Source organism: Proteiniborus ethanoligenes (genome assembly GCF_900107485.1).
GTDB lineage: Bacteria > Bacillota > Clostridia > Tissierellales > Proteiniboraceae > Proteiniborus > Proteiniborus ethanoligenes.
The window spans coordinates 48,693-75,242 of the sequence record NZ_FNQE01000008.1 but is presented as its reverse complement, the minus strand read 5'-3'; the positions used below and the strand labels follow the sequence as shown (position 1 = coordinate 75,242).

Annotated in this window: 21 protein-coding genes and 1 riboswitch; of the genes, 7 read left to right on the top strand and 14 right to left on the bottom strand. The window is 32.7% G+C overall.

Features of this window, described 5'->3' with window-relative positions; translation table 11 throughout:
- Positions 1-29: 29 nt before the first annotated feature.
- Genes gcvPB through gcvT form a run of 4 tightly spaced genes read right to left on the bottom strand, consistent with a single transcriptional unit; the run spans position 30 to position 4,369 of the window.
- Positions 30-1,487: an aminomethyl-transferring glycine dehydrogenase subunit GcvPB gene (gcvPB, locus tag BLV37_RS04710; RefSeq protein WP_091727989.1), complete on the bottom strand. Its 1,458-nt coding sequence runs from the start codon at positions 1,485-1,487 to the stop codon at positions 30-32.
- 1 nt (position 1,488) lies between these two features.
- Positions 1,489-2,829: an aminomethyl-transferring glycine dehydrogenase subunit GcvPA gene (gene gcvPA / locus BLV37_RS04705; protein ID WP_091727986.1), complete on the bottom strand. Its 1,341-nt coding sequence runs from the start codon at positions 2,827-2,829 to the stop codon at positions 1,489-1,491.
- 1 nt (position 2,830) lies between these two features.
- Positions 2,831-3,214 carry a glycine cleavage system protein GcvH gene (gcvH, locus tag BLV37_RS04700; RefSeq protein ID WP_091727983.1) on the bottom strand — a complete coding sequence of 128 codons (384 nt, stop codon included), beginning with the start codon at positions 3,212-3,214 and terminating at the stop codon, positions 2,831-2,833.
- Between the two features lie 48 nt (positions 3,215-3,262).
- On the bottom strand, positions 3,263-4,369 hold the full coding sequence (gene gcvT, locus BLV37_RS04695) for a glycine cleavage system aminomethyltransferase GcvT (RefSeq protein ID WP_091727980.1): 1,107 nt from the start codon (positions 4,367-4,369) through the stop codon (positions 3,263-3,265).
- 223 nt (positions 4,370-4,592) lie between these two features.
- Positions 4,593-4,684, bottom strand: a riboswitch (glycine riboswitch).
- A 501-nt stretch (positions 4,685-5,185) separates the two neighbouring features.
- Here gcvT and BLV37_RS04690 point away from each other — a divergent pair.
- Positions 5,186-5,572: a pyrophosphohydrolase domain-containing protein gene (locus BLV37_RS04690; RefSeq protein WP_208975200.1), complete on the top strand. Its 387-nt coding sequence runs from the start codon at positions 5,186-5,188 to the stop codon at positions 5,570-5,572.
- 105 nt (positions 5,573-5,677) lie between these two features.
- On the opposite strand, the gene BLV37_RS04685 is transcribed toward BLV37_RS04690, so the two are convergent.
- From BLV37_RS04685 to BLV37_RS04675, 3 genes are read right to left on the bottom strand one after another with little or no spacing between them, the layout of a single operon-like run.
- On the bottom strand, positions 5,678-6,196 hold the full coding sequence (locus BLV37_RS04685; RefSeq protein ID WP_091727974.1) for an ECF transporter S component: 519 nt from the start codon (positions 6,194-6,196) through the stop codon (positions 5,678-5,680).
- Between the two features lie 60 nt (positions 6,197-6,256).
- Entirely contained in the window at positions 6,257-6,673 is a 417-nt protein-coding gene (locus BLV37_RS04680; protein ID WP_091727971.1) for a DUF3842 family protein, read from the bottom strand.
- 2 nt (positions 6,674-6,675) lie between these two features.
- Positions 6,676-7,107, bottom strand: a complete 432-nt coding sequence (locus BLV37_RS04675; RefSeq protein WP_091727968.1) for a DUF1893 domain-containing protein — start codon at positions 7,105-7,107, stop codon at positions 6,676-6,678.
- A gap of 277 nt (positions 7,108-7,384) precedes the next feature.
- Here BLV37_RS04675 and BLV37_RS04670 point away from each other — a divergent pair, with 277 nt between their 5' ends.
- From BLV37_RS04670 to BLV37_RS04650, 5 genes are all read left to right on the top strand, one after another.
- Positions 7,385-8,518 (top strand): sodium/glutamate symporter, encoded by a 1,134-nt coding sequence (locus BLV37_RS04670; RefSeq protein ID WP_091727965.1) that lies wholly within the window; start codon positions 7,385-7,387, stop codon positions 8,516-8,518.
- Between the two features lie 254 nt (positions 8,519-8,772).
- Positions 8,773-10,218: a cardiolipin synthase gene (cls, locus tag BLV37_RS04665; RefSeq protein WP_091727962.1), complete on the top strand. Its 1,446-nt coding sequence runs from the start codon at positions 8,773-8,775 to the stop codon at positions 10,216-10,218.
- 79 nt (positions 10,219-10,297) lie between these two features.
- Positions 10,298-11,077, top strand: coding sequence for a short-chain-enoyl-CoA hydratase (locus tag BLV37_RS04660; protein WP_091727959.1), 780 nt, complete (start codon positions 10,298-10,300; stop codon positions 11,075-11,077).
- A gap of 45 nt (positions 11,078-11,122) precedes the next feature.
- Complete coding sequence (locus tag BLV37_RS04655) at positions 11,123-11,968, top strand: 3-hydroxybutyryl-CoA dehydrogenase (RefSeq protein WP_091727957.1); 846 nt, start codon at positions 11,123-11,125, stop codon at positions 11,966-11,968.
- Positions 11,969-12,020: 52 nt separating this feature from the next.
- Positions 12,021-13,256 carry an amidohydrolase family protein gene (locus BLV37_RS04650; RefSeq protein WP_091727954.1) on the top strand — a complete coding sequence of 412 codons (1,236 nt, stop codon included), beginning with the start codon at positions 12,021-12,023 and terminating at the stop codon, positions 13,254-13,256.
- Positions 13,257-13,474: 218 nt separating this feature from the next.
- Here BLV37_RS04650 and BLV37_RS04645 read toward each other — a convergent pair whose 3' ends face one another.
- Positions 13,475-15,829, bottom strand: coding sequence for a bifunctional diguanylate cyclase/phosphodiesterase (locus tag BLV37_RS04645; protein WP_176967874.1), 2,355 nt, complete (start codon positions 15,827-15,829; stop codon positions 13,475-13,477).
- 242 nt (positions 15,830-16,071) lie between these two features.
- Between BLV37_RS04645 and BLV37_RS04640 the strand changes: the two genes are divergently transcribed.
- Positions 16,072-16,824, top strand: coding sequence for a YwaF family protein (locus tag BLV37_RS04640; protein WP_091727949.1), 753 nt, complete (start codon positions 16,072-16,074; stop codon positions 16,822-16,824).
- Between the two features lie 56 nt (positions 16,825-16,880).
- On the opposite strand, the gene BLV37_RS04635 is transcribed toward BLV37_RS04640, so the two are convergent.
- From BLV37_RS04635 to BLV37_RS04610, 6 genes are all read right to left on the bottom strand, one after another.
- Entirely contained in the window at positions 16,881-17,537 is a 657-nt protein-coding gene (locus BLV37_RS04635; RefSeq protein ID WP_091727946.1) for an S-layer homology domain-containing protein, read from the bottom strand.
- Positions 17,521-19,425 carry a WG repeat-containing protein gene (locus BLV37_RS04630; RefSeq protein ID WP_091727943.1) on the bottom strand — a complete coding sequence of 635 codons (1,905 nt, stop codon included), beginning with the start codon at positions 19,423-19,425 and terminating at the stop codon, positions 17,521-17,523. Before BLV37_RS04630 ends, BLV37_RS04635 begins: the two co-directional genes overlap by 17 nt.
- A gap of 169 nt (positions 19,426-19,594) precedes the next feature.
- The gene (locus BLV37_RS04625; RefSeq protein WP_091727940.1) at positions 19,595-22,465 is read right to left on the bottom strand and encodes an S-layer homology domain-containing protein; all 2,871 of its coding nucleotides are present in this window, start codon (positions 22,463-22,465) and stop codon (positions 19,595-19,597) included.
- A 165-nt stretch (positions 22,466-22,630) separates the two neighbouring features.
- Positions 22,631-24,040, bottom strand: coding sequence for a DHHW family protein (locus tag BLV37_RS04620; RefSeq protein WP_091727938.1), 1,410 nt, complete (start codon positions 24,038-24,040; stop codon positions 22,631-22,633).
- A gap of 22 nt (positions 24,041-24,062) precedes the next feature.
- A complete protein-coding gene (locus BLV37_RS04615) occupies positions 24,063-25,481 on the bottom strand; it encodes an MBOAT family O-acyltransferase (protein WP_091727935.1) in 1,419 nt (472 codons plus the stop codon).
- Positions 25,482-25,633: 152 nt separating this feature from the next.
- A complete protein-coding gene (locus BLV37_RS04610; protein WP_091727932.1) occupies positions 25,634-26,524 on the bottom strand; it encodes a LysR family transcriptional regulator in 891 nt (296 codons plus the stop codon).
- Positions 26,525-26,550 lie beyond the last annotated feature (26 nt).

The window sequence follows — 26,550 nt, the reverse complement described above, 5'->3', positions numbered from 1 at the left end:
AAAGATGCTTTACCTGAACTAAGTATAAACTATTTACTCCACTTCAAGATAAGATCTTTTGCAGCTTTTGCTTCGTCTATTCTTCTAACTGGTGTATCATGTGGTGCACCTTTTAGTATTTGTGGATCTTTTTCTGCTTCTTCAGCTATTTGTATCATAGCTTCTATGAAGCTATCTAGAGTTTCCTTACTTTCAGTTTCAGTTGGCTCTACCATTATAGCCTGGTCGACTATTAATGGGAAGTAAACTGTTGGTGGATGGTATCCGTAATCTAATAGTCTCTTAGCAATATCTAATGTAGATACTTCTAAGTTATCTTCCTTTAGTCCACCTAATACAAACTCATGCTTGCAAACCTGATCTAGTGGTAAATAGAAGTGATGCTTAAGCTTATTCATCATATAGTTTGCATTTAATACAGCTACTTCGCTAGCTTCCTTAAGTCCTTCTGCTCCCATTGAAAGTATATAGGTATATGCTCTTACATTTACTCCAAAGTGCCCGTAGAAGCCTTTAACCTTTCCTATTGAATCTGGACAATCATAATCTAAAACATATTTGTCACCTTTTTTCTCTACCATTGGACAAGGAAGGAACCTAGCTAGGTCTTCTCTTACTCCAACTGGACCACTTCCAGGTCCTCCGCCACCATGTGGTGTTGAGAAGGTTTTGTGTAGATTATAATGCATTACATCAAAGCCCATATCTCCAGGTCTTGTAATTCCCATGATAGCATTCATATTTGCGCCGTCATAGTACAACAAGCCGCCAGCCTCATGTACAAGGTCAGCTATTTCTTTAATATTCTTTTCAAACAATCCAAGAGTACTTGGGTTAGTAAGCATAAGCCCTGCTATTTCATCACTTAATACAGCTTTAAGTGCTTCCATATCTACTGCACCATATTTGTCTGATTTAATCTCTACAATATCAAAACCTGCGACCTGTGCACTCGAAGGATTTGTTCCATGTGCTGAATCTGGAACTATTATCTTTGTTCTCTTTTTGTCTCCTCTTGATTCATGGTAAGCTTTTATTACCATAAGGCCTACAAGCTCTCCATGAGCACCTGCTGCTGGCTGTAAAGTAGTTCTAGCCATACCAGAAATTTCAGAAAGATATTTTTCAAGATTGTATAGAAGCTCTAGTGCTCCTTGCACAGTATCCTCAGGCTGATACGGATGAAGGTCAGCAAATTTGTCTAATGCAGCCATATCTTCATTTATTTTAGGATTATATTTCATAGTACATGAACCCAATGGATAGAATCCAGTATCTACACCATAGTTTTTATTTGAAAGATTAGTAAAGTGTCTTACTACATCTACTTCACTAACTTCTGGTAAATCAACTTCCTTTTCATTTAAAAATTGGCTTGGTATAAGAGAATCTAATGGAAGCTCATTTACATCATTTTGCGGAAGGCTATAAGCAGTTCTTCCTTCTCTGGAGATTTCAAATATTAAGCTATCATATTTTCTTAGCATACTACATCACCTCCAAAGCTTTTGCTAAACTATCAATTTCTTCTTTTGTTCTCTTTTCTGTTACGCACAAAAGAAGTCCATTACTAAATTCATTGTATTCTTTTCTAAGCTCATATCCTCCAAGAATTCCTTTGCTTAAGAGTTCCTTATTTACATTGCTAGCATCCATTTCACTAGTAACCGCAAACTCTTTAAAGAATGGTTTGTCGAATAATGGCTTGAATTTCCCTGATTTAAGGATTTCATTATATGCATAGTGAGCTTTTTGTGTGCTTTGTAGTGCTGCCTCTCTTAATCCTTGTTTGCCCATGGTTATCATGTATATTGCAGCCATAACCATGTTTAAGCCTTGGTTTGAGCATATGTTTGAGGTTGCCTTATATCTTCTTATATGCTGCTCTCTGGCTTGCAGAGTAAGAACAAATGCTCTCTTCCCATCTGTGTCTATGGATTGACCTACTATTCTTCCTGGAAGTTTTCTAACAAGCTTTGAGCTAGCAGCCAAGAATCCTAAGTATGGACCACCATAATTAAGCCTATTTCCTAAGGATTGACCTTCACCTACTACTATATCTGCACCTAAATCTCTAGGTGTTTTCAATATGCCTAGTGAAATAGGATCTACATACATGATAAAATTAGCTTTGTTTTCGTGAACTATTTTCTCTACTTCAGTTACATCTTCAATTATTCCAAAGAAGTTTGGACTTTGAACTATTACTCCAGCAGTATTTTTATCTACTAGAGATTTTAGTTTCTCTACATCTGTAACACCATCAACCATATCTACTTCTATTAGCTCTATGTTTCTTACTCCTAAATAAGTTTTCAGAACCTTTCTAGTCTCTGGATTAACTGTTTTTGATACTATAATTGAGTTACGTCTAGTACTATCACATGCCATTATAGCCGCCTCTGCTGCTGCAGTAGGTCCATCATACATAGATGCATTAGTTACATCCATGCCTGTAAGATTAGTTATCATTGTTTGATATTCAAAGATTATTTGCAATGTTCCTTGGCTTATTTCAGGCTGATAAGGAGTATAGGCAGTATAAAACTCTGATCTCATGGCAAGATGCTTTACTATAGATGGAATGTAGTGATCATAAGCTCCTGCTCCTAAAAAGCATGTCAAATCCTTTGCGCTTTTATTTTTTTCTGCAAGTCCATTCATATGAGATATAATCTCCATTTCTGACATAGCCTTGCCTATGTTAAGCTTTCTATTCAACTTTAAGTTAGCTGGTATATCGGAGAACAAGTCCTCTATAGAGCTTACACCTATACTATCCAGCATTAGCTTCTTGTCTGCCTCCGTATTTGGTATAAATCTGTGCATACTATTCCTCCTTACTACAGAAGTCTTCGTATTCCTCAGCATTCATTAATTCTTCTAATTCAGATTCATCTGTAAGTTCAATTTTTACAATCCAGTTAGCATATGGATCTTCGTTGATTAAGCCTGGTTCTCCATCTAAATCTTCATTTACCTCAACAACTCTACCTGATACAGGAAGATAAGAATCTGAAGCAGCTTTAACTGATTCAACTACAGAGAAAACATCTCCTGCATTTAGTTCGTCATCAACTTGAGGTAATTCAACATAAACGATTTCCCCTAGCTTATGTTGTGCAAAATCTGTAATTCCAATATAAGCTTCTTTTCCTTCTACTTTTATCCACTCATGATCATTTGAATATAATAGACCTTCTACTATTTTCATAAAAAACTCCTCCTTAAATTTAATCCTTTTTTATTTTTTTATATTGTTTTATTTTTTATAATGCTTTTGATAGAATGTCTTGCTTACTACCTTAGCTTTTAATGTTCTGTTTCTTACTTTGATTTCAATAGGCGTTTCTAAAGCTGTATAGTCCATATCTAGCATTGCAAAGCCTATATTTCTCTTTAAAGTAGGAGAGAAATATCCTGTAGTTACAAAGCCTATTTTCTTATCATCTGCATAAACTTCATAGCCATGTCTAGGTACGCCCTTATCTATCATTTCAATACCTACTACTTTTCTCTTTAGCCCTTCTGCTTTTTGTTTTACAAGGGCATCTTTTCCTATAAAATTATCTTTATTTAGTTTTACAAACATTCCTAGTCCTGCTTCTAATGGAGTAATATCTTGACTTATTTCGTTTCCATATAGAGGAAGTGTAGCTTCAAATCTTAATGTGTCTCTTGAGCCAAGACCCGCTGGTCTAATCCCTTCTTCTTTACCTGCTTCCATTAGCTTCTCCCATAGACTTTCTGCATGCTCATGGTCAAAGTAAATCTCAAATCCATCTTCTCCAGTATATCCAGTCCTTGAAATTAAACAATTTGCTCCAGCTACATTTACATCTCTTTTTAAATAGAAAAATCCTATTTGAGAAAGATCTGTGTCAGTAAGTTTTTGAAGAATCTTTTCTGCTTCTGGTCCTTGGATAGCAATTTCAGATATTTCATCTGAAAGATTCTTTACAGTCACATCGAAATCCTTTGCGTGTTGATTAATCCACTCTACGTCTTTTTCCACATTACTTGCATTGATAACTAGGAAGTAATGGTCTCTTGAGAACTTGTAAACTAAAAGATCGTCCACAACTCCTCCATCTGGATAACACATAAAACTATATGCTATCTGATTGTCATTAAGTACAGATACGTCATTTGTAACTAAGTACTGAATAAAATCAAATGCCTGCGGTCCTGTTACTTCTACTTCTCCCATATGGGAAACATCAAAAATCCCTGCTCTTGTTCTAACTGCTTCATGCTCCTGTGTCAAGCCCTCATATTGTACTGGTAATGCCCATCCTGCATAATCTACAATGTTACCACCATATTTCAGATGTGCATTATAAAGCGATGTTTTTCTTGGTTCTGCCAAAGTAACTCCTCCTTTCAGTTTTTGGGTTTCTTTATAATACTATAAATTAATATTAATTATGTAATAATAATTATTATGTTCGTTGTAAAAATGCACAGCATAGATATAATATACCCAATTTATTTGTAAATCTTACATCTGATATTCATAGGATTATATGGTGTAGTTAATCATAATGAAAAAGGAATACAATAGCATAAAAGCATTAGAAAGCCGTGTGCCATTATATTCCTCTGTTCTATAACCTGAGAGTTTCTGTATTATAATACATTTCTCCTTCGGTGCTGATTATTCAGACTCTTCAGAGTTCCATCTGATGACGATACTTTTGCCTGAAAGTTTCTATAAAAGATTGGCTCTTCTTATATTGCTTCTTCGGCTATCTCACTATATGTAGATATCTCACGCCACCTTCATCTGGTGCATATATATTTTTCATTTCCTCATTCGCTTAAATGATAATATATTTTCATAAAAATATCAATAATTGTTATTAAATTAACTTTAGTATTGTTAAATTTTTAACCATCGTCGTTGGAATAAGGTTATGTACACATTAAAGATGCACCTGTCTGGTTATCTAATATTGGCTTTTTATATAAGAAAGTTTTCTATTATTTAGTTATATTACTTGTATTAAATTATATTATATTTATTAATAATTAACAATGATTGTTAGGAAAATTTCACATTTATTGTTAAACCATTTTCAATATTGTTTTTAGTAATATATATTATATTTGTGATAGAATATAATTTATGTAGTAGATACACTTATTATGTCATAGGTTTATGCAAATTTTGGAGGTGGATTTTTTGAGTAATCAATGGTGGCATATGGTTAAAGATTTTCAAATGAAATTTGGGCATCCTTATAGAGATACTCCTAAACTTCTTGATTCTGATAGAGTGTCTAAAAGATACGATTGGATGCTTGAAGAAATAAACGAGTTTAAGGAAGCAAAGGATATTTATGAGCAAGCAGATGCAATGATAGACTTAATGTACTTTGCCTTAGGAACTCTGGTTGAAATGGGAGTTAAGCCTGATAAGATTTTCGAAATAGTACATAGAGCCAATATGGACAAGCTGTGGAGTGATGGCAAGCCTCATTTTAAAGAGGATGGAAAAACCATAAAGCCCGAAGGATGGGTAGATCCTTATCCAAAAATAAAGGAAGAGATAGATAGCCAGAAAGAATAATAAATACTGCTTGGAAAACTCCAAGCAGTATTTATTATTCTTATTTAAAGAGCTTGACCTCAATGAATTTAACTATAATTTAATAACACCTACATAGAAGCCCTTCTAAACTTTATTTGCTTTCTTTAGAGCATATACTAAAGAAGGTATAAGTATTAGTTGAATCCCTATGCCAGGAAGTCCTGTTATTATGCTTCCCTTGACATATGTAAGAGCATTCATTTGTACTCCAAAATATGATGATAGTACAAATACAGTAATGCCTGCTACTATTCTACCTATAATCATGGAAATAATAAGTGCTAATATAGGTGAAAGCTTTAGCTTTCTAGTAGATAATGAAGAAATAAGGCCGTAGGCTCCTAGCTCAAACATCATAATTGTTGCTATGGGAAACATAAGTGGCATTCCTGTAAGACTACTGTTCAATATAGGGGTAATCATTCCTAATAATAGTGCTAATGCAGGTGATATCAATAAGCCTCCTATTAATACAGGTATATGCATAGGTAAAAATACAGTTCCCATTATGCCTACTGTGTGAAAAATCATAGGTATTACAATCCCTAAGGCCAATAATACTCCTCCTAAGATTAAATCCCTTGTTAAAAATTTTCTATTCATAATTCCCTCCTAAAATAAAATTAACCATGAAAGCTTCTTTCTTAGAAAAACCTTCATGGTTTATATTTCTTCTAATATTATTTTTACTCTTTGAATTAATTCATCAAAAATCTGCTTTAGTTGATAGTTCTGAAGCCCTATTATCTCAAAATTACACTTGCTAATTGGCAGCAAAAGCTTTTTAGCCTTACTGCTTGCAATAGCTTCTGCCATTTTAGGACTTATTTCTCCCATCATTGAATTTGCAGCAATTATTGCCATTGGTCCAATGATTATATCTGCCTTATGGCTCATCCATACAATTGCATTTTCTCCAGTAGCACCGTCATTCCCTCCGGCTCTAAGCATATTGGCTGTAGCTTGGGAGTTCGTTCCCAATACGATGATTTCAATATCATCTTTTTTTAAAGACTTCAGTCTTTCTACTATTTGGCTGCCTATGCCTCCACCTTTTCCATCTATTACAGCTATCTTCATCTTTATGACCTCTTCTTTATGCTATCTAAAAAACTAGCTATTTTTTGAATTAGCTCTTTAGGACTTTCTGTAGTCAGTGATAGCTTTTCTACTGGACACATATCTGTTTTTTCTCTATTTTTTATATATGGTGAGCTTTCCTCAAAGATTAATTCCATATTACTATTCTGTAGAATTTTAATAGCCTCTTGAGATATAAGCTTTGTATAAAGCTTTTTAATACCTGCATACTTGCATAAAATAGCAGCAGCCTTTCCTGTAACTCTATCTGCTACACTTGCATCCTTAAGTTCTTCTTCCATTTCCAGAACCGCAGTATATATAGGCTTTATACCCTTGTCCTTGCTTGTAAATATTATCTTTTCTTCCTTTACTATTGCTAAAGTAAGCTCTTTTTCTTCAAGGAGTTTTTTTGCTAATTCTAAATCCCTCATATGCTCAGCTCCTAGTTTTGAGATATGAATATATAATATCAAAGTATTGTTTAATTTTCAATTTAAAATAGAATAGTTATTTTAAAACTTATTATACAGATAATACTTTAAGTACATTTTCAAGCTTATAGCATATTTTTAGTTATTGTTTTCACAATCCTACTTGATTGTTTGTATTATTTTGTTGTATTATGTAGATAGATATACATGTTCTCAATGTGTATATGTTTTTTTCGTGTATACAGTATGGAGTATTTAAAAATACGGGGGAGCCATTATGGAAATAGTCTTAAACACAATACAAACTATTGCATTGCTAATTGCTTTTATTCTTTTAGGGTACTTTATTAAAAGCAAAGTCCCTATTCTAAATAAATATTATATTCCTGCTCCATTTATTGGTGGACTTTTATTGGCAGTACTTATGAATCTTCTATCTTCAAAGCTAAAGCTAACTATTGACTTTTCGCTATTTACTGTTTTTTTTGCTGGTTTTTTTGCATCTGTAGGACTTCGTGTAGACAAAAAAATATTTAGAAAAGGAATATTAAAGCAACTGTTTTTTTTATTCACAGTCTTATTTGTCGCAGTAATGCAAAATATATTTATTATTATATTTGGTAGAGTTTTTGGATTGTCAAAAAGCCACATGCTTGTCTTTAGCTCTCTTAATTTAGTTGGAGATGCTTCTTTAGCACATCATGCTATTGAGTTGGTGGGAAATGACAACGGAACTTTTTTACCCATGCTTTCTGGAGTGTCGGTTTTTTGCATTATTATTGCAATATTTTCCTGTTCATTTATGTTTAAGCTTTTAGAATCAAAAACTGACTTTTCAGATGCTGTTAAGCCATCTAATCCAGTCTTTGCTTTTAAGGAGTTATTAATATATCTATTATTATTGTTCACTACAACTGGTATAGCTTATTTACCTACTCAGCTAGGTTATGGTCATTGGCTCTCACCTTTAGGTGGAGGCTTATTGGCTGGTATTGTTATTAGGCTTGTTTTGGACAAGTTTAATATTTTTAAAATTGAATTTTTCCACATGAACTTTTTAGGAAATATTTTTCTTTCACTATTATTGGTAACAGGATTTGCTTCTCTAAGACTGGCAGATTTAAAGGAAATAACCCCTTGGGCTATATTGATTGTTTTTCTTCAAATGGCTTGGTTAATGGCTTTTTCATATTTCATAGTATTTAAACTTTTTGGTAAGAATTCAATTGCTGCTTATGTAGCTACAGGACTAACTGGAATCGGTATTGGATTTCCTCCAAATTCTTTATCTAGTATTCAAAGCTTTAGTGAAGAGAATGGAGTTATACCTGATTTAATATTTATCATTCCGCCTATTGGGTCATGGCTCATAGGTGTTATAAATCCATATATAGTCCATTTGTTTTTTTAGGTATTGAGCTATAAAAAATTAGTTATTCTAGTAGCCATTTATGTAAGATATATTAATAGAGCGTTTGTAGTTTTTTATAAGGCTGCTTGAACAATATCAAGTAGTCTTATTATTTTATATAGCTTTATATTTCCATATTATAATGTTTCTATTTGTTGAATATATGGTATTTATTGAATATACTATATATACATAGGATGAAAGAGCATAGGATTTAATTACACTACAAACATAATACAAAGTGAGGTGAGCATATGAACTGGTTTGTGACAATGCTTTCTATACTGCTTATATTAAATGTAGCCTTAGCATTTATATTGATTTTTCTTGAAAGAAAGGATCCATCAGCTACATGGGCTTGGCTTATGGTTTTACTCTTAGTCCCATACCTAGGTTTTGTTCTCTATCTAGTACTAGGTCAAAACTTAAGTAGGCAAAAAATCTTCGATACTAAAACTGTTGAAGATCAATTAATAGGAAAGGTCTTATTGGAACAGCTTTCTTATATGGAAAACAATGAGATAATATTCAATGATGAAGAAATGGTTAACTATCAAGACATGATAAGAATGCAGCTTATTACAGATAACTCTATATTTACTCAGGATAATCAGGTTGAAATCTTTACAGACGGTATAGAGAAGTTCGAAGCTCTACTTGATGCAATAAATAAAGCAGAGGATCATATTCATATGCTTTATTATATTATAAAAAATGATAGCCTAAGCAAAAAAATAATTGAGGCACTTGCCAAAAAGGCCTCAGAAGGAGTTGAGGTTAGACTTCTTTATGACGCTCTTGGAGGCCGTACCCTAACTAAAAGATTTTTTAGAGACTTAACTAAGGCTGGTGGAAAGGTGGCTTCCTTCTTTCCTTCAAGAATTCCTCTTATTAACCTTAGGGTAAATTATAGAAATCATAGAAAATTGGCTATCATAGATGGAAAAATTGGATTTATTGGTGGCTTTAATATAGGAAATGAGTACATAGGATTAAACAAAAAAATGGGATATTGGAGAGATACTCATCTCAGAATTAAGGGTAGTGCAGTTCACATGATGCAGACTAGATTTTTTCTTGATTGGCACCATGCTGCAAAGAAAAAAGCAAACTATGATATCAAATATTATCCTCAGATAAAGACTAAAGGGAAGACAGGAATACAAATAGTCTCTAGCGGTCCTGACTCAGAAAAAGAACAGATTAAACACGGCTATTTAAAAATGATAAATTCAGCTAGAGAAAGTATTTACATTCAAACTCCTTATTTTGTTCCAGATCAGAGTATATTGGAAGCTCTAAGAATAGCCTTATTGTCAGGAGTGGATGTTAGATTAATGATACCAAACAGGCCTGACCATCCTTTCGTTTACTGGGCTACGTATTCATATATTGGTGAACTAATTGACGCTGGAGTTAAGGCATACACATATGAGAACGGTTTTTTACATGCAAAAACCATGGTTGTGGATGGCAAAATATCCTCTGTAGGTACTGCTAATATTGATGTTAGAAGCTTTAAGTTGAATTTTGAAGTTAACGCCTTTATTTATGATACTGAAACCTCTGTCAAACTTAAGGAAATATTTGAGGAAGATTTAAAGTTTTGTCATGAGATTACAAAGGAAAAATATTTAAACCGCTCAATAATTATTAAATTTAAAGAATCTATTTCAAGGCTATTATCACCAGTATTGTGATTTTATCATTGTTTCCTAAGTACAATGGTAAATTAAATACTGGATAATAATATATTAATACTACTCAAGGAGGGATATCATGGAATATAAGAATCTTATATTAAAAAAGGAAGGTAATGTATGCTTTTTAAGTATTAACCGTCCTAATGCTCTTAATGCTTTAAACACTCAGGTTCTTGAAGAATTGAGCATAGCAATTGATGAGGTTGAGAAAGACCAAGATGTTTATGTGTTAATTATTACGGGAGAAGGTAAGGCTTTTGTTGCAGGAGCAGACATAGTAGAAATGAAGGAAAAAAATGCTGCTGAAGCTAGGACCTTTTCTCAGCTAGGAATTGAAATTTTTAGAAAGTTAGAGCTTATGGAAAAGCCTGTTATTGCTGCGGTAAATGGATTTGCATTAGGTGGAGGCTGTGAGCTAGCTATGAGTGCTGACATTAGAATTGCAGGTGAAAAAGCTAAGTTTGGACAACCTGAAGTTGGACTTGGCATAACACCAGGTTTTGCAGGTACCCAAAGATTATCTAGACTAGTAGGTACAGCAAAGGCAAAAGAGTTAATATTTACTGCTGACATAATAAGTGCACATGAAGCAGAAAGAATTGGTTTAGTAAATAAGGTTGTGCCTCAAGAAGAGCTTCTGAGTACTGCCTTAGAAATGGGTAATAAAATAGCTTCTAAGGGTCAGCTTGCTGTAAGATATTCTAAAGCTGCTATTAATAGAGGAATAGAAACGGACATAGAAACTGGAATGACAATTGAAAGGGATTTATTTGGCCTTTGCTTTGCTACTGAAGACCAAAAAGAAGGTATGAGTGCTTTTGTTGAGAAAAGAGCACCAGAATTTAAGCTAAAGTAGTACATATAGTATAAAAATAAAGATAAAATATAAGGAGTGATATTTATGAAAGCGTTTGTATTAGGTGCAGGTACTATGGGGTCAGGTATAGTTCAAGCCTTTGCACAATCAGGCTATGAAGTGATTATGAGGGATATTGAAGATGCTTTTGTTCAAAGAGGATTAAATGGTATAAAGAAAAACCTAGACAGAAATGTTCAAAAAGAAAGGTTGACTGAAGAAGAAAGAGATTTAATATTATCTAGAATAACAGCTACTACAGATATCAGCTTAGCTAAAGAAGCAGATATTGTTGTAGAAGCTGCTGTTGAAAATATGGAGATAAAAAAAGTAATATTTAAAGAACTAGACACAATATGTAAACCAGAAGCCATACTTGCAACAAATACATCTTCTCTTTCAATTACTGAAATAGCTAGTGCTACTAATAGACCTGATAAGATTATAGGCATGCATTTCTTCAATCCTGTGCCAATGATGAAGTTAGTAGAGGTAATAAAAGGTATAGCAACATCGAACGAAACTAAGGAAAAGGTAATTGAACTAGCTAAAGCACTAGGGAAGACACCAGTAGAAGTAGAAGAAGCACCTGGTTTTGTTGTAAATAGAATTTTGATTCCTATGATAAATGAAGCAGTAGGCATATTAGGAGAAGGAGTAGCAAGTGCTAAGGATATAGATGAAGCTATGAAGCTAGGTGCTAACCATCCTATGGGTCCATTGGCATTAGCTGATTTAATAGGTAATGATGTATGCTTAGCTATTATGGAAGTATTGTATAATGAATTTGGCGACTCTAAATATAGACCTCATCCTCTTTTAAGGAAAATGGTTAGAGGTGGATTATTAGGAAGAAAATCCAGTAAAGGTTTTTATGATTATAGCAAATAATACTTTTAAATCAAAAGCTAACTATCCTTCATAGCAAAAAGGAGGTTGTAAATTGGATACAATAATAAGAAATGCAGGGCTTAGAAATAGGGAAGGACTATGGGATATAGGAATATACAATGGAAAAATAAAAACTATATCTAATTTTATTGAAGAAAAAGGGGTAACAGAAATTGAAGCAAGGGGTAATTTAGTAATTCCACCTTTCATAGACCCACACATTCACCTTGATAAGGTAAACATAGTTGACGTAGTTAGGCCAAATGTTAGTGGCACCCTCCAAGAAGCTATAGAGATTATCTGGGATAAAAAACCTACCTACACTAATGAAGATGTTGTAGCACGTTCTGAGGAAGTAATTAAAAGGGCAATATCTAATGGCACCCTTAAAATGAGAACTCATGTAGATGTAGATACTATAGGAGGTCTAAAGCCTCTCTATGGTATATTGGCTCTTAAGGAAAAATATAAGGATATAATGGATTTGCAAATAATAGCCTTTCCTCAGGAAGCAATAATTAAAGATGCGGGCTGTGAGCAGCTTATGTGGGATGCTATGGAGGCTGGTGCAGATATAGTAGGTGGAATGCCAGCCCATGAAGACTCTCCAGAGGATAGCAAAAGACATATTGAAATATGTTTTGATATAGCTCAAAAATATGATGCTAATGTAGATATGCACATAGATGAAACTGACGACCCTTTCTATAGAACTCTTGAAATGCTTGCGGATGAGACAATAAAACGGGGATGGCAGGGAAGAGTAACTGCAGGTCATACTTGTGCTTTAGCAGCTTACGATGACCATTATGCTTCCTATGTTATTGAAAAAGTTAAGCGTGCTGAAATTAATGTCATAACTAATCCTGTAACAAATCTAATGCTTCAAGGAAGAAAAGATAAACAGCCTATAAGAAGGGGGATAACAAGAGTAAAGGAACTTCTTAATGCAGGTGTAAATATGAGCTTTGGACAGGATTGTATAAAGGATACTTTTTATCCCTTTGGAAGCGCTGATATGCTTCAAGTAGCTTTAATTACAGCTCATGCAGCTCAAATGAGCTTGCCTCATGAGATAGAAAAGGTCTTTGATATGATTACCTATGATGCTGCTAAAGTATTAAGAGTTCAAAACTATGGTATAAAAGAAGGAAATGATGCAGATTTAGTCATATTGAACACAAATAATGTGAAGGATGCTATTCGTTTGCAGCCTGAAAGATTATACGTAATAAAAGGCGGCAAAATTATTGCCAAAACCCAATACATTAAAGAATTATTTCTTTAATTATATTAAATAAAAACTCCTAGAGCTAGCGGTATGCTCCCCTTATGCAAACAGATGATTAATAAATCTGCTTACTATAATAATGTGCATATTAAGCCAGGTAGGATATGGAATATTAGGTCAGCATAAATTAAGGTCAACCAATACGAAAATTTGGTTGACCTTATAAGCTTGTTTTATTATTTTCACCATCTATTTGACAGGTTGCTGTTTATTTTTTAAGATTCAGGGGTTAATTTACTATCTTCTTTAAGCATTTCTCTTATAAGGTCAGGAGCAACAGGTCTACTAAAATAATAACCCTGAATTTTGTCACAGCCTTTTTGTTTTAAATACTCTAACTGTTCTACTGTTTCTACTCCTTCTGCTATAATTTTTATCTTTATGGTTTTAGCTAAATTAATAATAGTAGTTACTATGGTTTTAGCATTTTCATCATTTAACATGTCATTAATAAATGATCGGTCTATCTTCAATGTATCTATTGGAAAACGAGTAAAATATGCTAATGAAGAATATCCTGTCCCAAAATCGTCAATTGAAATACGAACTCCCATACTTTTTAGACTTTCCATCTTTTCTAGCTTTTCATCAACTCTATCCATAGCATTTGTTTCTGTGATTTCTAATTCTAAATAGCTTGGATCCATATCTATATCTTCTAGTATTTTATTAACCATCTCTACAAAATTAGGCTGGTCAAATTGAAGTGCAGATACATTAACTGAAACTACAACAGGTGGATACCCTTCTTCCTGCCATTGTTTGTTTTGATTGCAAGCCTCTCTTAAAACCCATTCTCCTATTTCGTATATAAAACCACTTTGTTCAGCTATTTGTATTAGCACTAGGGGGGAAACACTTCCATAAACTGGGCTTGTCCACCTAAGTAGTGCTTCTACCTCTACAATCTCATTAGTATTCACATCTATGATAGGCTGATATACAAGCTTTAGCTCTTGGTTTTCAATAGCATGATATAGGGCCTTTTCCATTTCCTGCTCTTCTTTAACGAATTCGTCTAATTCATAATTATAAAACTTATAATTATGGCCTCCCATTTTTTTAACCACAAGTTTAGCTATAGTTGCCTGATTAATAGTTTCTTCTATAGACGTGACGTTACCCCCCATGATGCTGGCACCTATGCTAGTATTTAATATGAATTCATTATTTCTTATTTTAATTACTCCACTGCATAATCGCCATAGGCTTCGTACTTTTTTTTCTATAGTTAGAATATCATCTCCATATAATAATAAGACAAATTCATCTCCCAAAAATCTTGCCACAAGCTCTTTAGTATTCACAAAATTATAAAGACGCTTAGAAAACTCATGAAGCACCTCATCGCCTACATCATAGCCGTAAATACTATTTATTCGTTTAAAGTCATCAATGGATATTATTGCTATAGATATCACATCTCCTTTTGAGATAAGATTATTTATTTTATGCGGAATCTCTAGCAAGAATCCGTTGTAATTATACAAACCTGTAGTTACATCCTTATAGGTTAAATGTTTGATTCGTTCTAGCATTATATTAAAGCTTTTAGCAGCTGCACCTAGCTCATTTGATACCTGTTCATTTGCTTTGACACTAAGATTGCCATTTGCAGCTTTTTCAAAGACTTCCTTTAGCTCTAGTATTGGTCTTGATAAGCTACTAGAATAATAAACACCAAATAAAACTAATAATATTAATGCAATAATAATAGACCCTAAGATTGTGTTTTTAACCCCATTTATTTCTTTATAAATTTCATTTTCAGAAACGGAAACTATGAAGGTCCAGTCTGGTGAACCTTTTATTCTGCTGAAAAAGGCCAGCATTCTTTCTCCGCTTTTATCTATGTATTCTAAAGTTCCAGATTCAGCATCTAGAATTTCATCTAATGTTTTGCTATCGCTACTTATATAGTCTTTAATGTTTTTTTCTAAGGAAGCTTTTGGATCTGGATGTGCAACTACAAGGCCTTCTCTGTTGACTATCCAGCCATAGCCTGTCCCTTTTAAGCTCATCTCTTTAACTACTTGATTTAAAAAATCAATTTTAACTACAACATTTACTAGTCCCATTACTTCATCATTATCATTAACAACACTATGAGCAACTATTACTATTGGCTCATCTGATTCATGTATGTAGGGGCTGCGAAAGGGTTGTGAAATAGTATATTCTTTATTTTCTATGAATATCTTTCGGTACTGCTCCTGCTCTGAAATATTAAATTCATCTATTACTGTTGACCAAGCACTACCATCTGGATAAGCAATAGTCATATTCCTATACTTTTGGTCTAGTAATAAATGAGGTAGATATTCTTTTATTTTTTCTAGATCCATTGACCTTACAATAGGAGACTTAGATATTATTGTAATCTGTTCAACAAAGCTCTTTAACTCTTTGCTCACCTCATCTGATCTAGCATTTACTATTTCACTATATTGTGCTTTTATATGATCTGGCAGCTCATTTAGCTTTAGTTCAGATAGAAAAAAAACTACCCCCGCTAATACTATTGTGCCTATCACAAGATATATTAAAATTTGTGTTCTAATAGATTTCATTGCATTGCCACCCTTGTTGTTTATTCTACAAAATTCATCAAATTTCCTCTTCTCATTAGATAATATATTATATAGGTATAAAAAGGCAAGAAAATTAATATATTTGTTTTTTATACATACCCCTAAGTTTTTATGTAAAACATTACCATATAGTATTAGTGTTATTGTTAACATATTTACATTTAGAATACTTTTTGATATATTACAATAATAGTTTATAAATAATATTTTGGAGGGATAGAATGGAGGGTGTTAAATATTTTTTTAGAGGTAGTCCTGATGAAATAAATTTTAAAATGTTTGGCTTTATTCATTTAATACTTATTGCTGTGGCCTTATTAGGTGTTTATTTAATCTATGAAAATAAAAATAAACTTAAAAGAGATAATTTATCAAAATTAATAAAAAAGACTATGGCCATTATTTTGCTTAGTCAGCAAGCTATTCTTTACCTCTGGTATGCCGTTACAGGTTATTCTAATATTACAGAAAGCTTACCTTTGTATAACTGTAGGGTTGCCATTATTTGTACTGCTTTAGCCCTGCTCACAGATAAGCAAAGGTATAAAAATATAAGTGTATTCTGGGGTATATACGGTGCTGTCCTATCTCTTATAGTTGTTGAAGGCGACCCCTTTTCATTTCCTCATTATACTATGGTCTCTTTTTTTGTTGGGCATATATTATTACTATGGGGTTCTTTCTTCATATTAATAGTTGATGAATATACATTAAGCAAAGATAATTTAAAGCCTACTTTGATATTTACTAATATGTATCATCTTTTACTCTTAATATTTGATTTTTATACAGGCTCCAATTATGATTACTTAGTAGAGCCACCAGTATTTAAAAATATGTTTGCTTTAGTCCCACAGTTAGTTTATTCTTTTGTTGCTATCCTTGCATTCAATTTATTAATATTACTGTTTTATTTCCTTGCAAGCAAACTGAAAACTTATTCAGAGGGCGTTTTTGCTTCTTCTGAGTTGTAGTTCAAACAAAACAAGCGGCGAAAAATTCGCCGCTTGTTTGTGTTTATCAAGTTTTTCTATTGTGAAACTTTATTATAAAGCCTATAAACCAATAGAACGCTTTGTTCAATTGTTGCAGAGCTTTTAGGTGAAAGTGTAGTTGCAGAAGTTCCAGACATTATTTTGTTATTTGCTAATATGCCTACTCCCTGCTTCGCATAGGAGGATACACTTCCCTTATCTGTATAGCTTTCAATGCTATCATCTTTAGTCGTATATTCTTTGCCCTTTTCTTTTTCAATATAAGTGATAGCTCTGTAAAGCATAGTCGCTATTTGCTCTCTAGTTATATAATTTTTTGGTGCAAATTCGGTTTTACTTACACCGCTTACAATATTCGCACTGTATGCTTTCAAAATACTTGTTTCAGAAGTATCTGTAAAAGTTGAAGCAGGTGCTGGCGATATTTCTTTTCCAATAGCTTTTTCCACCATATTTACAACTAGCTCTGCAAACTGGCTACGGGTAATATCTTCTTTGAAGTGATTATCTGTATTTTCTGTTAGCAGTCCTGCTTTTCTTGCTGCCTCTATTTCAGGCTTTGCCCAGTTACTTGGACCATTAATTTCAGATTCATCAAGGATTTCAAAATCATAATCATTTGCAAATACAGCGGTAGAAAGCGTTAGTGACAATATAAGGCTTATTATTAATATCTTACTTAAATTCTTCATAGTTATTTCCTCCTTTTGTCAGTTTGAAATTATTTCTTAACCAATTTTGAAGAGCATTGTTTTCTTCCCTACTAAACCATTTAAATGTACCTAATCCAAGAGAATCTAACTCTCCTTGTAGTTGTGCTTTTTGGGCTTCGGATCTAAGCTTGATAACAATGTATTTCAAGTCGCCTTTCCCTAAGTCTTCTTCTGCAATACCTACTTCACCGCCTATTTGTGAGACAATATAGCCACGAATAGTTTCCCTTGGTTTTGTTGTGTATTCAAAAATATGTCCTTCTACAGGATAATAGTCTGTATTAGAATATCGAGAAACTTTACTATCTTCTTCCCAACTATCTTTCCTAGTATCATGACCTGGTGAGCAAATAATTACAGCATAAGCACCAGAATCAGCTTTATCAGTAGGATTTGTTATTTTATAATTTAGGGTTGTCCCGCTATCCCATGCTTGCCAGCTAGTAAAATCTAGCTTGGATAGGTTTGTATAGTTAAGTGGATTTGGAGTTATTCCTAATACCCCATCTTTTTTAACCCAAATGACATCTTTGCCCCCATACAAGGATATTTCATCATAGATAATAGGCATGATGACATTACCCTTCTTATCTATTAAGCCAACCTTATCATTTTTATATACTACTGCCATACCATTGTAAAAATCGGAGGCACCATCATAAGTCATAGGAATAACAACCTTACCTGTCTTATCTATAAAACCTGCTTTACCATCTTTGCTCACACTTATTACGCCTGTTTTATAATAATCTGAAATATAATCGTAAATAAGAGGTACTATGGCTTTGCCAGTTCTGTCTATAAGCCCATATTTTTCGTCTTTCATAACCAAAATCAATTCTTCATCCATAATTTCTATATAATCGTATATAGTAGGTACTATCTCTTTACCAGTTTTATCTATGCACAACCATTTATCATCTTTTCTTACTCGTGCCACTCCATTAATAAATACTACCTCTTGATCATTATGAGAATAGTCGTAATAAATATATTCATATACTATTGGTGCAACTACTTTACCCGTCTTGTCTATAAGGCCCCATTTGCCGTCTTTTTCTACCCTAGCCAATCCTTGATTAAAATTTCCTGCATCGTCATATATAAAAGGTATAATTTCCTTACCTGTATTATCTATATATCCATGTTTTTTCTCTTTGGCTACATGTGCTAATCCTTCACTAAAGAAAAACGCATCATCATAAATCATTGGAATAACTAATTTACCTGATGTATCTATGTATCCATTTTTGTAGCTCACATTGTAATACTGGTTAACCTCTTCTATACTAACAATTGCATAACCATTTTTAAAATAAGATACGCTGTCATATATAGCAGGTACAACCTCTTTACCTGTATCAGACACAAAACCGTATTTACCATCTATTGTCATCCTTGAAAAGCCTTCGGATATATCAGCTACACTATCAAAATTAGTAGGTATAATTGTTTTACCCTTATTATCTATAATCCCCCATTTGCCATTTACCTCTATTTTAGCAAGTCCATTTGAAAAGCTATGTGCATATCCCTTAAGATTTATAGTTACCTTTCCTGTTTTGTCTATAAAATCCCATTTGTCACCTTTTTTAACTAAAGCCAAGCCATCTCTAAACGCATAGGCCTCATCATAAATAGCTGGTACTACCATCTTACCATTAATATTTATGTAGCCCCATTTGCCATCTTTTTCAATGTTTGCCAAGCCTTCGTTAAAATAGCTATATTCCCCGTCCATGTTATACCCTTTGCCTAACCAAATAACATTGTCTGTTCCTGCTGCAAAAGCATTAGAATACATAGATAAGCTTAGAATTACTAATGCTACTAGCACAGCTGTGCTCTGTTTAAATGTTTTTTTCATAAATTTGCCCTCCTATTGCTGATTTTTTATATAGACACCATATATTATGGTAATCTTTTCACATCAATCATTCTCACTCATTATTGTATTGAACAAAGTTATTATTCAATGATTTTGTAGATCCAAGCTACCTCCCACGGGAGATTGTTAATATACATTGCTATTTAATTTAAATTTTTTTGCTTTTTTTATTTCTTGAGTATGCATAGGCACCTCCAAATAAGGCAACTAGTGCTATTGCACTCCCTATAATAATTCCTATAGGACTATTAGGCTGCTGCTCTATTTCCTCCATCTCAACTTCTATTGGTGAAGTTTCGTATAGTAGCATAAATAGCTTATATAGTATTTCTAAGCCTTCCCTTCGACTCATCTCCATTTGTGGCATTAAAATACCACCATTATCTATTAATCCATTTTGCACCGCGATTGCTATGTCTTCTATAGCCCAGTCAGCAATTGAATCACTGTCTACAAAACCTAAATAGTCCTTTGGGTTTTCTGGATATACATACCCTTTTTTATCTACAAGAGTTCTACCACATAATGCAATAAGCTGCTCTTTAGATATATTGATTTCTCCTCTAAATGTATTGTCAGTAAAGCCCTTTACTATTTGGTCTTTTTGAGCAGAAGCTACATAAGGATAGTATTGATTTAATTTTTCAATATCAGTAAATGTTGCTTCAAGCTCCCTATCTAATGCAAAGAACATTTTTACAAGGGCCATTGTAAAGTCATAGCGATTTAAAGGAGCTTGTCCGTTAAATTTATCTCCATCAAGCTCAAAGTATCCCTTAGACACCATAAACTTAATTGCCTTTTGCTGACTTTCTGTCAGTTCTCCTATATCACTAATATTGATATTATTTTCTATTATACTATACTCTCCTGAATACCTTGTACTAAACTCAATAGACTTTGTAGTACTGTTATACTGACCTCCCCAATTATCATTGCCACCCTTATAGCTTACAAATATGGTTGCAAGCTCATTGTCTGCTGGAAATGAAAAGCTAATAGGATATGGCAGTTCACTTATCTCTTTTCCATTGCTATCTACAAATACTATTGTATAGATTCCTTTGTCTTTACCCTTTTGTATTTGCAATGTAATATTCCCTATTTTGTTTCCAAGATTTCTTACATCCTCACTATTTATGTAAACTGTATGCTGATTATCTCCCAAAAGGATACGTATGCCATTTGCTGTTCCTAATGAGTCAACAGCTGATTTATCAATAATTACAGACATTACCTTGTTTGAGTTTAGATTTTCACCCCTTACTCTAAGTACAATTTCAATATTCTTGTTTAAGGTAATATGATTACTTTCTAGGATTTTATTGAACTCTGACTTTGTACTTTCTGCACTGTTTAATGCTTGTTTTAAGGTGACCTTATCAATAATGACTTTATTCTTGCTGCTTTTCAAAGCAGTAGTACTAGAATTTTCTATTGCATATTGAATATATGTTACAAGCTCACTATTGGCTCTATCATTTGGTTGTTCGCCTTTTAATCCTGCTATTATATCTCTCAGAAAGTTTATGAATTCTCTGCTCTCTTTAAAATCTTTAACCTTAGAGTAATCAAATGATAGGTTAGGTTCTGGATTCACCTTTGTTATGTACTTACTGAGCTGCTCCTCTGTTAAATACTCTCCATTTTTATTGTACTTTATAAGCTGATAAGACTTTTTGCCCTCATTGTTGACTGCTTTGATGATGGCATGCCCCTGACCCATTTGATAAAAATTTGCTCTTATATTATATGGTAATTCTTCATATAAGCTGTTTAATATAAGATCCATATTATCATAATCCCATGTTTCAAAGGTTTGAATATGAATATAGAACAAATTATCTCCTAAAGGATAGATTTTATTTATCTTTGTAGTAAATAATGATGATGCGTCCCAAGGTTGATGTACATATACATATCCGTCTTTATAGCGTTCTGGTAAATGTTTTTGAAAATCCACATTTACGCCAAATAACTCCACAGCTTTTTTATTAATATCTATTTCTTTATATTTCTTTTGTTCTTCCCACTCTTCATATTTTTCATCATCTAAGTCAACATCTTCATATTTAAGCAATGTTTCCTCTCTCGAAAGCAAATCAATCATAAACCATGCAAGGACTTCCTGGTCTAAGTTACTAATGTCAAATTCTTCATGATAGAAGAACCTAAAATTATTTAAGAAATCCATAATATCCATTTTCTCTTCTCTACTTTTATCTTTGTATATGTCTTTCATATTAGAAGACATAAGCATGCTTTCTAAATTGTTTATAAAATCATCTAAGCTATAGTCGTATATCTCTATATAAGGTGCACCCCTTGAGTTGTTAATTAAAATCTCACCTTCATTCAAAGAATATTTATTATAGATTTCTTTATACTCCTCTGCAGTTATGAACTTTCTATTTTCGTAATTTTCTCCTTCAGAGTATTCTTCAAACTTTAGTCTTTCATATGATTCATCATAATGCAATATGCTATATAAATTTGCGGTAGCTTTTAATTCTTTTCCTTCTACTTCCTTCACTATAAAAACAATGTCCTCTATGAACATTTCTTTATCATCTTGAATATCTGAGCGATAAGTAATGTCTTCATAACACAAATATGTCTTGTTTCCCTCTTGTTTTAAACCAATGCTTACATTATTCATTGTTCCATAAATAGAATATGTATTTTCACCTATTATATATGCCTTTGAACCATTAAAGCCCCATATTATGTCTCTATGTGTGAAGCTATCCTCAGCATAAAGTAAATATAATTCCTTCTGTCCGTCTCCATCAAAATCTATTAAATCTGCATAATATAGTCCTCCGCTATTTCCCACTTGATAATCTTCAATAATAGCTACTCCATGTGTATCTGTACTTGATTTAATAACGTCTAAATATGCTTGTGCCATTTGTGGTGAGACTTTATCTCCCCTTTCAGTATTCATAGCTTTTGCTGGTACTGATGTTATAGAAATCAATAAAGAAAAAACGAGTACTAGACTGATTAATTTTTTCATAATTCTATCTCTCCTTAGCTACATTATACTTCTCAAAATTTTAAACTGCACAAAATAAAAAACCTTAAAGCATTACTTATTAATCATTTTTATGTCGTATATATATTAAGATACAAATAACGCCCTCTAGGTTTTATTTATTAAAATATTTTTTATAATAATATTCTATTTATTATTTAACATCTCTCTTAAAGTATCTGCAAAGCCTGTTCCGCCAATTACCATTGCATAGTTTAAAAACATAACCTCATCTATTTCCTTTTCCTTTATAAAGGTTTCAATGTTTAGTTTAAACTGTCTTGGGTCTACTATATATATTTCTTCATAATGTGGTATTAGAAATGGAACAAAAGGATTTGCATATGAATCTTTAATTACAACTATTTTTTTACCATTTTTAACTTCCGTTCTTATCCTGCCCCAAGGTCTATCTCCACTAATAAATATTCTATACTTTCGCTCCTTTGATGCATGACTCATATCTAAAACATTCATCTTTAATGGCCCTTCATAGTAAATATGATATTCATTTTGGATAAATGGTTTATATAAATATATTGTGTCTGGTGATTCTTTAACTTTTTTGTCTAAGGTTATTGAATATAGGGAACCCAGATAATTCTCTACCTTTTCCACCTCGTACTTGTCAAGAGCAACAGGCTCATCATCTATATGCTTTGCAAAGGCTGTATATGCGTAATAGGCTCCAAGTGCTGTCCAATGATGGTCACTTCTAAAGTATATATATTCATCAGCCTTTTCTTCTAAAATATCATATGCATTAACAGGCTCTATTCTATCATTAAAGTTGTCATTGACAAACTTTATTGCATCTTTCTGAGAGGATGATAAATCTTTATATTTTTCACTCTTTATGAATTCAATTTGTGTAGGAACTAGCACAGAGTATATCTTTACATCACTATCCATCTTATCTGAAAAGTCATTAATTACATTAGCATAGGCCTTTCCACCTGCTTCATTAGAATAAAATATTTCCATTATCTTGTTGTTCACAATGAGAACACTACCTACTTTTCTCTCAACATTATTTTCCTTTTCTGCAGGAGTTACATTTTCTTCGGAAGATTTTTTGTCTTCAGGTGCTTCTTCTTTTTCAGGTAGCTTTTCTTTCTCCTCAATGTCACTATCAGAGCTTAATTTTTCGCTTTCTAATTCCTCTGCATCTGCTACTAGCTCTTCACCCTCTCCTTCCTCATAAGAAGGCTCCGTTAATTCCTCTGTATCTATCGGGAATTGACTTTCAAAAATATTGGCTCCTTCATAAGTAACTATACTTACTTCGTCCCCTGTCCCTATACCTTTTAAATCCTTGAGCTCCATACCTAATTTAACCATGCTTTCTCTCATTATAAAGTTATCTGTAAAATAATCTTCAAAATCTCTAAAATAGTTTCCTGATAATACATTCTTTATTGTGAATTCCGGCTTTGATTTAAGACTTCTATTTTCTAACTCGGATATTGTTTGTGTTTTTGGCATAGTTATATTTAGAAATCCTAGTAAGGTTATGGGAAGAATAAAGAGTACTATTCCTAAGTTAAGCTTTTTCATAGGCTCACCTCTAATCTGTAATCTAAAACCTAAAATATAAAAATGGATTATATGTCATACCAATTAATAATATTGTTGATATTGCTAGCATTGTTAAATTAAGTAGTGGCCGTCCTACTTGCATATAACCATCATGCAAAATAGATTTTTTTGATAGCAATAAGTTTATATATTTATGTACGTTCTTTAAAAATGGTGTACAGGCTATAGTAGCCAGCAAAATAATATATATGTTATTGGCAAAATTAATTTTAAAATATGTATCTACTAGCTGACTATTCCCATATCCAAACATTATTCCAATATATTTGAAGGCATGTCCTAAGTCAGTGAAATAGAAGAATACCCAGCCTACAGTAACTGCAAAAACCAGATATATGTGAGAAAATATGCTTGGTATTCTTTTAAGTATATTTGAGAATACCGCCCTTTCAAAGAATATTAAGACAAAATAATACAAGCCCCAAGCTATAAAGTTCCAGCTTGCTCCATGCCATAATCCAGTCAAAAACCATACTATTAGAAGGTTACGAGCTTCGTATTTTCTATTTCCTCCTAAAGGAATATACACATAGTCCCTAAAAAACGAACCTAATGACATATGCCATCTTCTCCAAAATTCTGTAGCAGACTTAGATATATATGGATAGTTGAAGTTTTCTTTGTAGTTAAATCCAAACATTTTTCCAAGGCCTATTGCCATGTCTGAGTAGCCTGAAAAATCAAAATATATCTGAAGTGCAAAAAGGAATATTCCTAGCCATGAGCCTAAAACTGTCAGGTCTGTTAGCTCTGATTTAAGAAATAGCTCTGATATTCCTCCTACGTTATTTGCTATTATAACCTTTTTGCTTAATCCAACGAGAAATCTGTTGATTCCTTGATTAAAGGTTTTAGCCGTAATCTTCCTATTGTCTATATCGTATGCAATATCCTTGTATCTAACTATGGGGCCTGCTACCAGTTGATGAAATAATGACACAAACAGCAGCATTTTAAAGGGTGATTTTTGGGCTTCTACTTCACCTCTATAAACATCAACCACATAGGAAATAGTTTGAAATGTATAGAATGAAATTCCTATTGGTAAGTTAAAGCCAGTGTAAGGGATTTTTACGTTCATTATGTACTCTATATTTTGGATAATAAAGCCTGTGTATTTGAAAAGGATTAAAATAAAAAGGTTTATGGTTATAGATGATATCAGTGCTGCCTTACTCTGCCACTTACCCCTATACTTTTCTACAATCAAACCATGATAATAGTCTATAGTAGCACTAAAAATCATTATAGTTATCCATACTGGCTCTCCCCAAGCATAAAAAGCTAAAGATAAAATTATTAGTATTGCATTTCTGTATGTCTGATTTTTAGAAATAAAATATAATATTAAACTAATAGGTAAAAACAAATAAATAAAAACTAAGCTTGAAAAAACCAATCTGTCTCCCCCTTTAAGTCGTAAAATCTGTGCTTATAATTACCTCATCCTCCTTAATATGACAAGGCGCTACTGTTAGTTTAGCTTCTGTATCTATAATTGTCAATTATCTGTGCTTTTGATTTAATATACTCAAAACATTATTACATCCATCAATTTATACTGTTTTTGAAAAAGGAAAATAAAGCATCAAATTCTAACCTCATTATTTCGTTTTTTAAATGAATAAAGTTAAACTCTCTTTGGATAACAAAATCCTGAATAGTAATTTCAGCTAACTCTCCTCTTTTTATTTCTTCACGGACTGCATCCTCATACATAAAGCTAATCCCTATTTCTTTTTTTATCATCTCCTTTATGACATTAACATTTCCTATTTCAATAGTTTTTTTAAAATCCTTTAAGGTATGATTTTTATCAAAAAGTCCCCTTTCTAGGACTTCTCTAGAACCAGAGCCTGCTTCTCTAATGATTACTGTTTCATCCTTAAGCTCATCTAATAAAACAGGCTTTTTCTTAACTAAATGATGGGTAACAGGTGCTACCAATATAAAAGGAGCCCTTTTACATAGTCTAGTTTCATAGTCAGCTTTGTTAAAGAGACCTTCAATTAATGCAAAGTATATTTCACCATTTTCTAGCATTTGAAGCACTGTCCTTGTATTATCAACATACATGGTTATATTGTATTCTTTGAAGGTGTTCATAAACTCACCTAGTATAGGTGGTAAAGTGAATTCTCCAATCGTCAAGGTAGCTGCAAATTTTAATGTCTTTTTCTCATTATTTATTTCTTGAAGCTTCTGCATAATAACCTGCTCATTTGCTTTTGCATTTAATATATGCTTATAAAAAAGTTCGCCTGCGGCTGTGAATCTTAGCTGTCTATTAGAATACTCAAAAAATTTACAGTTATAATGCCTTTCCAAAGATTGAATATGCTGAGTTATAGCAGGCTGGGTTATAGATAACTCTTTTGAAGCTTTTGTATAGCTTTTATTTTTACATACAGCTAAAAATGAATCTATTCTCATATCTAGCATTTTTCTCACACCTTTATAAATTTATA